This is a genomic window from Ruminococcus sp. AM26-12LB, from assembly GCF_003480785.1.
In the GTDB taxonomy this organism is placed as follows: Bacteria; Bacillota; Clostridia; order Lachnospirales; family Lachnospiraceae; genus Blautia_A; species Blautia_A fusiformis.
The window spans coordinates 3,158-18,171 of record NZ_QUJX01000029.1; the positions used below are offsets into that span (position 1 = coordinate 3,158).

The 15,014-nt window shown below is 45.9% G+C and carries 9 protein-coding genes and 3 pseudogenes; all 12 read right to left on the minus strand.

Annotation, left to right across the window (positions count from 1 at the left end):
- Positions 1 to 1,389 (minus strand): annotated as a pseudogene (locus DW694_RS17350) (N-6 DNA methylase); the annotation flags it as partial.
- Between the two features lie 2,033 nt (positions 1,390 to 3,422).
- Positions 3,423 to 3,782 carry a TnpV protein gene (locus DW694_RS17355; protein WP_319017076.1) on the minus strand — a complete coding sequence of 120 codons (360 nt, stop codon included), beginning with the start codon at positions 3,780 to 3,782 and terminating at the stop codon, positions 3,423 to 3,425.
- An 886-nt stretch (positions 3,783 to 4,668) separates the two neighbouring features.
- Entirely contained in the window at positions 4,669 to 6,765 is a 2,097-nt protein-coding gene (locus DW694_RS16080) for a DNA topoisomerase 3 (RefSeq protein WP_117944173.1), read from the minus strand.
- Between the two features lie 90 nt (positions 6,766 to 6,855).
- Positions 6,856 to 7,539 (minus strand): CD1107 family mobile element protein, encoded by a 684-nt coding sequence (locus DW694_RS16085; protein ID WP_015540963.1) that lies wholly within the window; start codon positions 7,537 to 7,539, stop codon positions 6,856 to 6,858.
- Complete coding sequence (locus DW694_RS16090) at positions 7,529 to 7,867, minus strand: DUF4315 family protein (RefSeq protein ID WP_117944175.1); 339 nt, start codon at positions 7,865 to 7,867, stop codon at positions 7,529 to 7,531. The genes DW694_RS16085 and DW694_RS16090 overlap by 11 nt, the downstream gene beginning before the upstream one ends.
- 17 nt (positions 7,868 to 7,884) lie before the next feature.
- Positions 7,885 to 8,289 (minus strand): annotated as a pseudogene (locus DW694_RS17575) (C40 family peptidase); the annotation flags it as partial.
- A gap of 531 nt (positions 8,290 to 8,820) precedes the next feature.
- Positions 8,821 to 10,311: pseudogene (locus tag DW694_RS17580) on the minus strand (CD1108 family mobile element protein); the annotation flags it as partial.
- 77 nt (positions 10,312 to 10,388) lie between these two features.
- On the minus strand, positions 10,389 to 10,700 hold the full coding sequence (locus tag DW694_RS16100) for a hypothetical protein (protein ID WP_118753323.1): 312 nt from the start codon (positions 10,698 to 10,700) through the stop codon (positions 10,389 to 10,391).
- Positions 10,701 to 10,794: 94 nt separating this feature from the next.
- Positions 10,795 to 13,614 (minus strand): VirB4-like conjugal transfer ATPase, CD1110 family, encoded by a 2,820-nt coding sequence (locus tag DW694_RS16105; protein ID WP_118408424.1) that lies wholly within the window; start codon positions 13,612 to 13,614, stop codon positions 10,795 to 10,797.
- Positions 13,592 to 13,966 (minus strand): PrgI family protein, encoded by a 375-nt coding sequence (locus tag DW694_RS16110; RefSeq protein ID WP_117547081.1) that lies wholly within the window; start codon positions 13,964 to 13,966, stop codon positions 13,592 to 13,594. Before DW694_RS16110 ends, DW694_RS16105 begins: the two co-directional genes overlap by 23 nt.
- 17 nt (positions 13,967 to 13,983) lie before the next feature.
- Positions 13,984 to 14,853, minus strand: coding sequence for a VirB6/TrbL-like conjugal transfer protein, CD1112 family (locus tag DW694_RS16115; protein WP_004612759.1), 870 nt, complete (start codon positions 14,851 to 14,853; stop codon positions 13,984 to 13,986).
- A gap of 23 nt (positions 14,854 to 14,876) precedes the next feature.
- The coding region (locus tag DW694_RS16120; protein ID WP_118753322.1) for a Maff2 family mobile element protein at positions 14,877 to 15,014 on the minus strand (138 nt) is incomplete at its 5' end.

The following is a 15,014-nucleotide window of genomic DNA, read 5'->3' on the forward strand; positions in this document are numbered from 1 at the left end:
ACTAAATGCCCGCTTATTGGCATTGCTGCTGAGAAGACCATATTTTGCTGTAAAGGTATCGTATTCTTCATTGAGTTTTCCCTGCAGCTTTGTGATCTGTTCATCGCTTCCCTCTTCCATCTGGCACTGGATCAGTTCATTCGTAACATCACGGATCTTCACCATCCCTTTGACACGTTCCGCTGTCATTGCCGGAAGTTTCATCCGATTCATCACAGAATTTTCCCGGTAATAGACTTCATCATTCACTACGGTATAACTGAAATTCTTTACATCTGGGTCTGCCGGGATAGAGACAACATCCTCCTCCAACTCTGTATCCGAAAGTTCCAGTTCCGTGATCGTACCATGGATATTCTGGACGGCTTCTTTTAATTGTTCTTCTAAGGTAATTCCTTCTTTTGGTTTTACGGTCACTTCCTGCTTTCCATACTGGGTACTTTCTGTAGTAAACTCACCAAGCACCATTTCCGGATGCTCTGCAAAATAAGCATTGACTGAATAGCCTTCCGGTGTTTCCTTTAAATTTAACCATTCCGGTTCCTCAATGGATGCCCTGTCCCTTTTCTGGAAAAACAGAATATCAGAAACAACGCTGGTATTGGCATTTCTCTGGAACGCATTATTCGGTAATCGGATGGCTCCAAGCAGTTCTGCCCGGTTTGCGATATACTGTCTCACTGCCGGATTCTGCTTATCCATCGTTCCACTGGAAGTTACCACAGCCACTACACCGCCGGGACGGATCAGATCAAGGGATTTTGCAATAAAATAATCGTGGATCATAAAATGATGCCGGTCATATCTGCGGTCACTGACCTGATACGATCCAAACGGAACATTGCCTATCACACAGTCGAAAAAGCTGTCTGGATAACTGGTTTCCTCAAATCCCTGCACGGCAATCTTATTTTTCTGGTAAAGCTGTTTTGCGATCTTGCCCGAAACCGGGTCGAGTTCCACACCGTACATCTTTGCCTTGTTCATACTCTCCGGGATCAGTCCCATAAAGTTACCAACACCACAGGACGGTTCCAGAATATTTCCCTGTTTCAGTCCCATATTTTCCAGTGCTTCATACATGCTTCGGATCACAGTCGGTGATGTATAAAAAGCATTTAAGGTCGATGCTCTTGCTGCACTGTATTCTTCCGGTGATAAGGTATTCTTTAACTCCAGATACTCATTTGTCCAACTACTGTTTTTCTCTTCAAATGCCTGCGGGATGCCACCCCAGCCAACATAACGGGATAAAATTTCCTGTTCTTCGGGTGTTGCCAGACGTTCTTCCTGCTCCAGAGTCTGCAATAAATGGATGGCTTCCATATTTGCTTTATACTTTGCTTTCGGACCACCTGCTCCAAGGTCATTATCCTGAATCCGAAAGTTATGCGGTTCTGTTACAATCTCTTCTACTTCCGGTTTTAAATATGGTTGAAATTCTCCCTCATATCCAAACAGTTCATTTTCTCCCGGAATATAATTGCGTCCGGTTTCCAGACACCGGAACACATCGGCAGTTGGTGCATTGCTGACTGCATAAAAATCATCATAAGAATACTTTGGGAAATCTTCTGTATGGTAGGTCGATAAATGCAGTTCTGTATTGGAACGGGTCTGTGCAACCAGATCTTTTCCTTCTATTCCTTCCGGCAATACCCCTACTGCTTCAAAATGATACCCCTGATACTCAAAAACACCTTCATCCCAGGACTCCGCCAGTTCTTCTGCTGTTTTAACCGTTATCTCTTCTTCTGATTCCTTTTGTTCCTGTCCCTCAGAAGTTTCTGTTATTTCCTGTTCCTGATTTTCCGGAATATCTTCTTTGGCAGTAACCTCTTCCTCTTCTATTTCCTCCACATCTGACATATCTACTACGGTCGGTTCTGTCACTGCCTTCGTATCCAAGAAATCAAACATGGTCATCTGGTGCCCGGATGGTTCCGCAAAAGACGGTTCTGCTTCCGGTGTCGGGAATATCGTATAGGTTCCTTCTGCATACTGGTGGAGTTCTGAAAGAAGTTCTGTTTTCTGCTGATAGTTTGTCCCATACGCTTCAAAATCCAATGGAAGAGCTGCCAATGCTGCATCCATCTTCTGTAACAGTTCTTCTGTCTGCTCTGGATTCTCTAATACTGCCACCATTTCTTTTCCTGGTTTTTCCCAGAAGAAATCATCCGTAAATGGTCTGTCTATCTCTTCCGGAAGACGGTCATAAAAGCGGAGTACCTTGTTCGCCATCTGTTCCTGTTCATATTCCGGCATACGAGCATAATCTTCTGCCTGCAGGAACTGGTCATTCTTTATCAGATAAGCTACTCTATTTGCAACTTTATTCCAAGATAATAAAACTGACGTATATGGATTTCCATAAGCACCTCTTGCAAGAAACAATCCTTTTCCATCATAATTTGCGTGTGAATCATCCGCACCAGACAGTGCATGACTGCTTCCACCGATCCCATACTGTTCCTTGATAAAACCTGTCCTCGATCTTTCATCTTCATGCAGCAGATAAAAGGAATACGTCCTAAGCCTGCCCTGCGAATACGCTCCACCTCCTGCAAGATAAGCATCAATCTCATCCTGCGTAATGAACATCGGATGGTCTTTCCATGCAAACCCGTCTCTTGCCTGATAAGGGATGACCTCATCCGCAAACTTCTGAAACTGCTTTGAGATATTTATAGGATCATAATGATGGAAACGCATAATGGAATGATTTTCTTCATAGGCTTCTGCCAGTGCATCCAGTCTTTCATTCAGTTCCGAAAGCCACTGTGGATCTTCCAGCTTTTCTTCCAGATAATCCGTGATCTCCGGATAGATACTGTGAAGATGTGGTAAATCCTCCTCATCAAAAACAATCTCGGCTACCCCTTCTGCCATATCCCCTTTCATATAGGCAAGAGCCTGTGCATGTTCTTTTACTGCATTGTTTCTTGCTGCATCCAATACAGACTGCGGTGCATATTCACCCTGGTCTAAAAGCTGATGGATACGTCTGCTGACATCTTTCCAGGATAAAAAGGCTTTATCCAGAATCTGGTCTGCCACCGTATGCCCGACTGCGATCTGCATCCCAGTTTCATCAAACCAGACGGAATACTCCCTTCCATCCATCTGAAAACCTTTGCCGCCTTTTCCATACTCACGCTTTACAAACTCCGTGTATTCTCCCGGTGACTGTTCACTCATAAAGTTATAGATGATACGCAGCTGGCTTCCTGTCCGGTTTCCTCCCGTCCGTAAAATATCATCCACAACACTTTCCGGAATAGGAATCTCCCCGGCATATAAAGCAGCTACTCTTTCACCAATCTGCCTTTTCTGTTCATTTGCTGTAGGATATTCGGGCAAAGATAAAGCAGAGGCAATTTCTTCCTCTGCTTTGCTCAGTCCATCTTCTCTTGTATCTTCAACTAGCTGTATACCAATTCCGTCAAGATGCTCTCTTCCGCTGTTGCCATCAGTGCGTTCATATGTGCTGTCCAGGCCATCGGGTCTGCTTCCTTGTCCGGTGCCGGATGGTTCTTCAGCAGTTTCTCCATCTGGCTGTCCATCCTCTCCTGTGCTGCCTTCTCGATCTCTGCCAGATGGCTGTTCAGCTTTCCTGTCAGGAACAGGCTCTGATACAGGCTGTTCTTGTGTTCCTTCAGGAATGTCCTCCGAAGCATCCCGTATTTCCCTATTGTCACTTCTTCCTCCTCTACGGTCAGGTTCGGAAACAGGTAATCCCCCTTGCGATGATATGTCAGTTCCATAGTCGGTTCCTCCTTCATTCTCGATATTTTCTTCTTTGTTGTTTTCTACGCCCTTATTTTTATTTTCACGCATTAACGTGTTAAAGTTATTATAATTCCTTTCATTGGAAATTTCAACCTCTTTTCTGGCTTCTTCCAGAGAAATTTTATGTACCGTCCTTCCAATGTCAATCAGAACACTCTCACTGATCTGGCTTGCTGCATTTCCAAGAAAGGTCAGTACAGACAGCCGGTTATAATCTGTGATATGCATGAAGTCCTCTTCTTCCAGAAGTTCCATCGGTTCAAGCCCGCATCGTCTGGAAAGCATGTAATATACACTGTCCGTTGCAAGCTGGCGGAAATCACTGCGGATCGTAACTTCATCCAGATCTTCCAGATACGTTCCTTCCGCTGCATATTCCAAGCCGTCCAGATATTCTTCCAGACTGTCTGCGACCATTTCCCTTGCAACCGCCATCAACGCATCCGATAAAGTCCCTGTATCTTTTTCTTCCAGACCATACGCTTCTGCTAAATGGTTAAGGATCTCTTCCTGCTGATGTTCCTGCATCTGCCACAGGTAAGGGCTTCTTCCGCCTGCCACCATGTGCGTATCTGAAATATCAAACACATACCGGAGTCTGGTATTATGACCATTCTCGTCAAGCAGGGCGATTCCCCTAGCTCCCCGGTTTACCCAGCGGAACATCTTCTCATTCCACAGTTCCAGGGACGCACAGGCGGTTGCCTGTGGATGCTGTGCGTGGATCAGTAACTGGTCTGTAAAAGGATACCGGTATAGTCTCGCTGCGGTATCCATATAACCCATCCAGTCCCTTGGCGAACTGCTCACCAATGTCGCATGTTCCTGTGCCAGTTCCCGGATGTCCTGTAATTTCGACATACTGCCTACCTCCTTGTCTTATTTCTTTTTCTTCTTTGGAAATTCCAGATGGAACCTTGGCTTTCCGTCCTCCAGTGTCAGTAAAAGATCTGCGTCAAACTTTATATCTTTTTTTCTGGAATACAGCCCTTTTACATGGGTGCAGGCTTTATCAAGAAGCTCCACTGCCATCTTTTTATCCAGTGTTTTCTCCATGCTTCCTAAGAAACGGTTTTCTTTCCAAAGGGCAAAATCACACTGCCTGTTGGAGCAGTAAAAATTCTGCTTTCCTTCGTAGACATCAGAGCCGCAGACCGGACACTTACCGATCACTTCCCTTGCTTTCTGGAACCTTCTCCTTTCCGTTTCCGGTATTTCCCTGCACACAGAAAGAATCTTACCGACTAAAGAAGTGATCTCACCCATAAACTGTGTATCGGTGATCTGCCCTTTTTCCATCATTAAAAGCTGATTTTCCCATTCGGCAGTCATTGCGGCAGATTTCAGATAAGCCGGCATGACATTCACCAGTTCCCTGCCCTCTGTGCTTGGCAAGATCTGCTTTCCTTTTCTGACTGCATAGCCGGAAGAAACCAGTTTTTCAATGATACCTGCCCTGGTTGCCGGAGTCCCCAGTCCTTTCTTCTCTGTCTCCGAATCAAAGTCTTTATTCCCTGCGGTTTCCATAGCGGCAAGGAGGGTATCTTCATTGAATGGTTTTGGCGGGGAAGTAAAATGCACTGTCTTTTCTGCCTTTACCGGAGAAAGCGTCATTCCTTCTTCATATCCATATGGGATGGAAGTTTCTTTTTCCGTTTCTTCTTCCGGCTTGGCTTTCACGCACTGGTTCTTAAAGGCATTCCCCGCCGCTTTAAATCCCATCTGCACCGGCACTTTTCCTCTGGCGGTAAAATCATGTCCCTGACATTTGACCATAATATCCGTCTGCTCATACTGATACTCTTCCCCTGTTGCCTGCACCAGCTGCTGGCAGACCAGCATCATCAGGTTCTTTTTGTCCGCTGTCAGATCAGAGATTCCTTTTTCTACGGCTTCTTTTGTTGGAAGAATCGCATGATGGTCGGATACTTTTGCATTGTTAATCACTCTGGTGATGTTATGTCCCAGCTGTCCATAATCCAAGAACGGAAGTAAGACTGGCATTTTCCCTACCAGTTCCTCTACGGTATCCCCCATATCCTCCGTCACGAACTGGCTGTCCGTTCTTGGATAAGTGACCAGCTTTTCTTCATATAATTCCTGCAGCATATCCAGTGTTTTCTTTGCCGTATAGCCAAAGTAACGGTTTGCTTCCCTTTGCAGACTGGTCAGATCATAAAGTTTGGGAGGAAACGCTTTCTTTTGTTCCCTCTTTATCTGTGTAATCACTGCTTCCGAATCCATACATAAGGAAGCAAGGAGATCGGCTGCTTCCTCATTTGCAATATTTTCAGAAACTACCGTAAGCCTTCCGTCTGTCAGTGCTACTTTATAAAAGGCTTCTTTCTGAAAATGCTCAATCTTATCCTGACGTTCCGCAAGCATGGCAAGCGTTGGCGTCTGCACCCTGCCCACAACCAGACGTTTAAAATAACAGGTCGTATATGCCCTAGTTCCGTTCATTCCGATCAGCCAGTCTGCCTGTGCCCTGCATACCGCAGCCATGCAGATATTCCGGTATTCCTCTGCTCCTTTCATTGTCTGAAAACCTATCCGGATTGCCGTATCTTCCATGGAACTGATCCATAAACGCTTCACCGGTTTCCTGCATCCGGCAAGGTCATACACTCTCTGGAAGATCAGTTCCCCTTCCCTTCCTGCATCACAGCCATTTACCAGATAGTCCACATCTGCCCGGTTCATCAGGCTTTTTAACACATCAAACTGTTTCTTTTTATCTCTGGAAACTTTCAACTTCCAGACCTGCGGGAGAATCGGAAGGTCATCAAACTGCCATTTCTCATATTTCGGGTCATATTCCTCCGGCTGTGCATACTCTGCCAGATGCCCAAGGCACCAGCTGACAATACAGCTCTCCCCTTCTAAATATCCGTCCTCTTTTTTATAAGCTGACAGATTTTTGGCATAACTCTGTGCCACACTTGGTTTCTCTGCGATCACTAAAAATTTTGACATACGCTTTTTTTGTCCTTTCTGAAAAAAGGGCAGCCAAACTGCTCTGGCTGCCCCTGTCCTTATTTTGGTTGCTTCTTTGGAGATGGAAGTTTATTCTTCTTCCTCATCCTCTTCTTCATTTACATACGGTCCGTCAGAGAACTCCAGCTGTTCGCTTACATAGTCATCCTCTTTGCCACGTCCATGCTTTTTATAAACGGCGATACCTGCCACTCCAAGAATCGCTGCAAGTACGATTGCTCCAAGTCCTTTTACATTCATTCCTGTCTTTTCTTCTTTCTTCACTTCGGTTTCCTCCTCTGCTACCGGGGTAGTTTCCGGTGTGGTTTCCGGGATCACTACGGTTGATTCTTCGGTTTCTTTGCTCTTTTCTGTCTCATCCAGAAATTCTGCCAGGTCATTCTCATCGACCAGGGACATCATATATACATTTTCTGTATTGCTGGAACGGTCAATGACCATGTAAAATGTATTTCCCTTCTTGGTCTGGATGGTAAGGAACTGTTTCGTATCATCATTTTCCTTATCATCCACCAGCTGGGCATTTCCCGGAGTAGAAAAAGCAGAATTATCTCCTTCCCCGGTGACCCTTCCGGTATCCTCTTTCTTCTCCGTATCTTCTGTTGATTCTGTTGCCGTTTCTTCTACTACCTGTGTCGTTGTCTCCTCTGCCGGTGGGTTTGCATTTGCATAAACCGTAGCAATGGATGTCCCGGAGATCATGGTGACTGCCATGGCAATCATAAGCAGTTTCTTTACCACTTTATTCCTCATCGTCTAAAACCTCTCTTTCTGTCATCTGACCAACAGGTGGTCTGTGAACTTCTGTGTTGTTTTCCTTTTTCTGCGGAGCTTTTGCATCCTCCACCGTGATACCACCGTCCTCATCCATCTGGATCGTAACGGTTCCTTTCTGAATCCCGTCAAGCAGGACAAGCAGGCTGCGGCTGTCCAGCTTCATGGAACGGAACGACTTAACGATCTCTATATCTTCCATCTGCTGTCTCAATGTATTCTGCCGCTTCAGGTGTTCCTGTAATTCAGCAATCTTATCCTCCGTTTTCTGAATATCATTCAGAAGTTTTTTTAATTTCATGTTCATCTGCCCTGTCACCTCCTTTAATGCAGACGACCAAACGCCATAAAATGTTCCTGCCAGTAAGCACTTGCAATGCTGGTATACTGGACAGGCTTGCCACAGTGGATCATCATGTTATTGCCGACATAGATTCCCACATGGCTTGCTCCCGGTGTGTCATAGGTTCCCTGGAAGAAGATCAGATCTCCCGGTTTTGCCTCCGATGGAGATACCTGCGAACAGTGTGACCGCAGCTCATCTGCAGTACATCTTCCGACATTCCATCCATTTCCACAGTTATTGATAACCCAGCTCACAAAACCGGAACAGTCAAAACCACTTGGGGAATAACCGCCCCATACATATGGAACACCCAGATATTTTTCTGCTTCCTGTATCATTTTTGCAAACTGTGGATCAGATAAAGCATCTGCCGGTATGTCATAACCAAATCCACTGCTTCCGGTGGGTATGCTGTTTAGATCAAACAGATAATCACGGTTGCCGTAATATTTGTTATACGCATCGTAGCGTTCCTGTTCTTCCTCTGTCATACGGCTCCTTAACACGGCATCCAGGCTGTGGTTTGTCATCGTCACATCCAGACGGTTCACCTCTTTTGTAGTCGTGACCTGCACTTCCTGGTTTCCATTGCTGTCTGCTATGTAGGCTTCCCATGTCTGGTGTCCATGTGCGGATGCCGCCGCATGATTGTCATAGTAAACATCGAACTGTACCCCATATCTTGCGAACGCTCCGGTATCTTCTACTACATATTCCACACCGTTCATGACGACATGGGTCCCGATCGGCACAAATGGATTCGCCGCATCCACGGCAATCGTATGGTTTGCTGTCGGCATTGCCCCACTGGCTGTCGGTCCGCCACTCCACTGGCCACAGCAGATTGGGCAGTTACAGTACCCACTTGTCACAACCAGTCCCAAGGACTCCCCTACCCGGACAGTCTTGGTTTCTGTAACTGTTTCTCTGGTAGAGTCTGTGGTGATTCCATACTGCTGTCGGAAGATCTCCTTAATCTCATCTGCCACTTCATCGTAAGTGAAGCCGCCGTATTTTACCGTAAGATAAGAGATCAACTGATATGGGTTATGACCAATCTCATCAATCTGATACCGGTATTCATCATAATCCGGATGGGTGGATTCCATCTGGTTGACCTGTGTGTTCAGTGCTTCTTCCAAAGCCCGGTACGCATTTTCAGCAGCATAAATATCCTCATCCGTACTGGAATAACTGGTCGAGATGATAGCAGAGGACGCTCCCTGCAGTGATGCCGTACAGCTGGTAAAACTGGCTGCGATCAGCAAAAAGATCAGGGCAAAAATGGCTACCGTAGCAAAAATCCCACGGTTCTGTGCTGCCACCATCTTGACTGCATCTTTCGCTTTTTCCGTAAACTTCTGTGCGGAAGTGATCGCCGCATCCTTTACTTTTTTACTCTGTCTGGCTGCCTGATACTGCTTCTGGTAACGCTTCTTCTGAAAGAGTTTCTGCAGAGCAGATTTCTTTTTCTGCTCGGCTTCTTTTTTCACTGCATTTTTTGCTTTATTTTCATAGACAGTTTCAAACATCAGCCTGCTCTTTTCTGCTTCATCCAGTACACTTTCTTTTAATCTCCGGGATTCTTCCCTCCTTCCTTTTAAGCGTTGCCTCATGTAAATGGATTTCCTTGCAAGGCTTTCCCCGGCAAGCTCTGCCCGATGTGCCCCTTCTACTGCCGCATTCTCGTCCTCTTCTTCGTGAGTTTTCCAATGGGCTGCAGTGACTGCCGCATCTTTGACTGCGGATGCCGGATTCCGGATACCAATGCCAGCACCATGTACCATACCGTCACCTTCATCCCCGAAAGACAGGCGGGAAACTTTTTTCCGCTGCTCTTTCAGCACCCGTTCCCTTTTGGACTTGCCTTTAATCTCCTCCTGGAACTCGTCCAGGGAATCTTCCATCACTTCGGAAGTTGCCCGGTAACGGGCAGATTCTCTTTTGGCTGCTTTTTCCTCTCTGGAAGCCTCCTTTTCCTTCCTTCTTTCCTTTGCAGCATAATCCCTGACCATCTTTTTCTTCCGAAGGTCCCGGCTGTCCGCAACTGTCTCCAGATACGCCCGTTCTCCTCTTGGCTGTCCACGGATACTCTCTGTGCGAAATGCAGATTTGGGATTTTCTCCATTTTCAACAGAAACATCTACATCTGTATCTACATCTTCATCCATATCTGGTTTTATATCCTGGTCGGATACATAATCTCTACTATATCTTGGTTTTCTGGAACTCTGCTCCGGCTGTTCCATCTCCCGTTCTTCTTTCAGCCGTTCATGTCTGCGTTTACTAAAATCCAGTTCCTCTTTCTTCTCACTGCGGGAAATCTCGGTATCCGTATCCCGCCCGGTGATCCTTTTTTCTTCCTTGTTCCGGAGGTTTTCTTCCCGCAGTCCATCCCGGCTCATCTTCTGGACGGTTTTATCTCTCGCCTTATACTCATGCTCCTGCAACTTTGACCATCCCCTTTACTGCTTTGTCCCGGTTATTCTGTCTTATCCTGATAGTCCTCCCATTTCTCCAACACTTCATCTGCCATCCCTGCAATGGAATCCGTCAGCTTGTCTGTCATTCGCTCACTTAAAGTTCCCCTTACAGCCAGACAAGATGTAATTCCCATGAAATCAATCAGTTCCGCCAGATAGATAAGGTCATCCATCATTTCATCAGCCGTCACTTTTTCCTTTGTGTCCTTTTCCATTCTCAAAATCTCCTTTTCATTGTCTGCACAGATTCTTTCTGCAAATATGCAGCAAGGTTCGCCGCTGCATCTCTCCATGTTTCTGTAATCTTCCATCTTGTAATCCTCCATGATTTCCAGGCAGAAAAATTGCCGGAAGTATTCCTCCGGCTCATCCTCTACTCTGTTTTATTTTGTTTCGTTTATTTCTTTAATCGTCCCGTTCTCCGATACCAAGTTTCTTACGCTTTTCCACCTCATCCGGCTTAGAAGTCATCAGGGCATACAGCATCAGGGAATTATCAAACTTATCCTTGAACGGGATAATGGTGCTGCCATAAAAGACCAGTCCCTCACCTTCCCCGCTGTTCGTTACATAAGAAAGCTGGTGAGGGGAAATGTTGAGCTGTTTTGCAAGGATCTGTCTGTCACCAGATGCCTGGTTGAGCATCAGGATAAAGTCCGAGTTTTCAAAGATGTTCTCAATCTCCCGGCTGGCTAACAGGTCTTTTACGTTCTGTGTGATACCCGTAGGGATACCACCCCATTTACGGAAACGCTTCCAGATCTCCACACTGTATGCTGCCGTCTGCTCCTCTTTTAAGAGCAGATGGAACTCATCAATGTAATATCTGGTACTCTTATTCGCAGAACGGTTGACCGTTACCCTGTTCCACACCTGGTCCTGCACGATCAGCATACCCAGTTTTTTCAGCTGTTTTCCCAGATCCTTAATGTCAAAACATACGATACGGTTACTCAGTTCCACGTTGGTTCTATGGTTAAACACTTTTAAGGAACCATTGACGTAAATCTCCAGTGCCGTTGCCAGACGCTGTGCTTCCTGCTCTTTCTGATTACGGAGAAGATTATATAAATCCTCTAAAATCGGCATTTTTTCCGGTACCGGGTCAGAAAGGAAATCCTGATAGACCAGCCTTACGCATCGGTCAATGACGGTCTTTTCAACCGGCTCCAGTCCGTTCTTTCCGCCTACTACCAGCTCACAAAGAGACAGGATGAAGTCCGATTTTAAGGAAAGCGGGTCATCATCGTCAGCGTAATCCAGGTTAATATCCATCGGATTGATATAATCGTGGCTGGTCGGGGAAATACGGATCACCTGTCCATGAAATGCCCGGACTAACGGATAATACTCCCCCTCCGGGTCACAGACGATAATGTCATCTTTCGTCACGATAAATGCATTTGCAATCTCTCGTTTTGCCGCAAACGACTTACCGGAACCCGGTGTACCAAGAATCAGTCCGTTCGGGTTCTTCAGTTTCTTCCTGTCTGCCATGATAAGGTTATTGGACAGGGCATTTAATCCATAATAAATAGATTCCCCAGCCATAAATAATTCCTGTGTGGTAAACGGGACAAAAATTGCCGTGGATGTCGTTGTCAGTGCCCGTTTGATCGGTACAAAATTCACCGCAAGCGGCAGGCAGCTCATCAGTCCCGGCTCCTGCTGGTAATCCAGCCGTTTCAATGCACAGTTATATTTCTGTGCGATACCGGCAGTCTGGAACACCACATTTTCCAGTTCCTGTTTGGTCGGTGCAGTATTTAAGAACAATGCTGTTACAAGGAACATTCGCTCATTTCTGGACTGTAGATCTTCCAGAAGCCTTTTTGCTTCCCCACCGTATGTATTTAAGTCCGAAGGGATAATGTCCATGTCATAGCCTGCCCGGACTGCTTTTTTCTGTTCCTCGATCTTCATACGGTTAATATCCGTCACCTTGCTTTTTACCAGCTTGATTGCCTTCATCTGGTCGATGGACTGGATATGGAAATTCACCATCAGGTTGCTGTCCATCTCCAAAAACTCTGCCAGCATCTTGTCGGTAAGTTCCGGTGCAAGGATCTGTAAATAGGAAACAGTTCCCATCGTGCCGCCCATCTCAAAATCTTTTCCATTCTTAAATACAAAACTGGTCGGTGCGACATAATCCTTGGTACTAAGCCCTGTCCGAAGTACATCGTCATAAGAGAAATGGAACGGAACTTTGCTGTCCTGGTTAAAGGTTTCATACATGATCTGTAACCGTTCCTCTCCGTTCAGCGGATAGGCAGATACCCCAAGGATCTTAAAGTTATTCAGAATATCCGACTCGATACGTTCCAGTTTTGGCCGTGCTTCCCGGATATTCTCCGCTTCAATCCCAAATGTGATATATTTGGTACGCATCAGCCCGTTATTTCCTTTTGCCAGCTGGTTATTGAGCATCTGGGCAAACTCCATACGTAGGTCATCAAATTCATCCTCCTGCGGATTGATATGGATGACCTTCTCATACTCTGCCATGTTGCTGTGCTGGTTGATAAAAGACAGCTGAAAATGAATTGTGCTGTCAAAGTAATTCAGGAAATCACACCAGTTTTCAAAGATGGCGTTCTTATCTTCATTCTGTGCCAGCTGATAGTTGATGTCATAAAAACGGATCGTCTTGGAATAAAACTTGTCCTGCACCCGGCAGATACCGTCCCTTCCCATCTCATGGTATGGAATCGACTGCTGTGCAGTGATCCTCTTATCTCTGGCACTATCCGGTGTTTTCTTTCCTGTCCCACTGCCTTTCGTTCCGGAAACCACTTTTCCTGCCGGACGCTGCCCCGACGGTGCTGCGACAGATCTGCTCTTTTTCTTTTTTGCGTTTTTCTTTGCGTCACGCACTGCCTGCTTTTCTGCTCTGGCTGCCAGCTTTGCTTCCCTTTTTGCATTTTTCTTATCCGCTTTTTCATGTTCCTTATGCAGTTTTTCTTCATATTTCTGTGCCCTTTTGAGGGCTTTCTTTTCCCTGCGTGTCAGTTTCCGATTCGGTCTGCGGACACCTCTTTGCCGTTCCAGTGCTTCATACCCTGTCACCATAGGCTCATCATGCAGTCTGCCGCTTACTGGTTTTCTTTTCATTGCGGGGTCTGGAAGTTCTTCTTCTCCATCCTCCTCATCCAGCCAGTAATCATCCGGATATAATTCGTCTAAGCTCTGTGGCGGCTGTCTATCGTTTTTTCTTTTTAACACCCTTCGTTCCCCCTTTCTTCTTTTTGACCACGGTATACTTTTTCTCGTACATATTTTCCATCTGGTACTTGCGTACCGGAGGACGGATAAATTTTACGGTGATCATATTTTTTAAGACCTTTTCTAACGGGAGTCCATCCTTCTCATACATGGCAAACAAAAATGCCGGAAGCATCAGAAGGCACATCCCGGTCGCTGCGTTACTGGAACCAATAATTCCCCTGCTTAAGAAATAAAACGGAAGCCCTACCGCCGCCGCAATCCCAAAGCAGATCAGCTGCCGTTTCGTCAGATTGAAAATGATCTTATTCTTGACCTTGGTTAAGTCTTTAGGCACAGATACAAATGCCATTGCCAGTTCCTCCTTTCTTAATGGGCGTTAAAGATACTGCGGGCGAAGTTTCCTGTTTTCATCAGACTGAAACACAGGATCACCGTGTATGCCATCACGCCGAACAATGCAGAATGTATGTTATCTGACATCTGGATGTTTGCGACCAGGACCGCATAGATTCCCACGCAGACCATCATAAAAAATCCCTGGAATGCCAGTGCAAACAATCCACGAAGATAGTTGTTCCCGATCTGCCCCCATTCCCGGTTGGACATGGTTGCGAACGGGATCGCTCCAACGGACGAATAGAGATAAATCTCAATCATACGTCCATACAAAATCACTGTAATAAAGACTGAGATAATCTTCATACACAGGCTTACAAGCATCGTTTCCAGTGCCAGTATGACAAGTTCACCGATCTCCATAGATTCCATCGCCGTCTCCATCGTGGAGATCATCGTATCTATATTGATCGCTGTATCAGAACTGATAACCCCAGCTGCCCGGCTGACTACGGACTGCCCGACATCAAATACCGCCATCGTGATCGTAAAGGTATGGCTGACGATCCAGACTGCCACCCACATCTTGAAAAAGTATTTAAAGAACATCCAGGTGTCGATGTCGTGCATGTTGTTCTTTTCCGTCAACATGGAGATCAGCTCATAACAAAGTACAAATGTGATAATCATACCGGCAATCGGTACAATGACCGACTCGGAAAGATTCTGTATCATGCTGTAAATGCTGCCATTCCAGCCCTGCGGTGTCTGCCCAACCTGAGCAGCAATCTGACCGGTCTTTTCATTGACATCGGTATACATTGTTGTCAGGTTGGAACTTACCATGCCTGTCAGAAGATTCCTCATCCATTCTTCAATCGCTTCAAATATCCGATCCATGAGTCATCTCCCTCCTGCTTCTCTCAGCTGAACAATCCGGACAGTAACGGTACCAGCTGGGTGCCGATCAGAACGACACCGCCTCCTGCCATCAGCTGCTTGATTCCCTGGGACTTTGCTGATGTGCGATAAAGAAGTAATAGAAGTGTAAAAAATTTTGC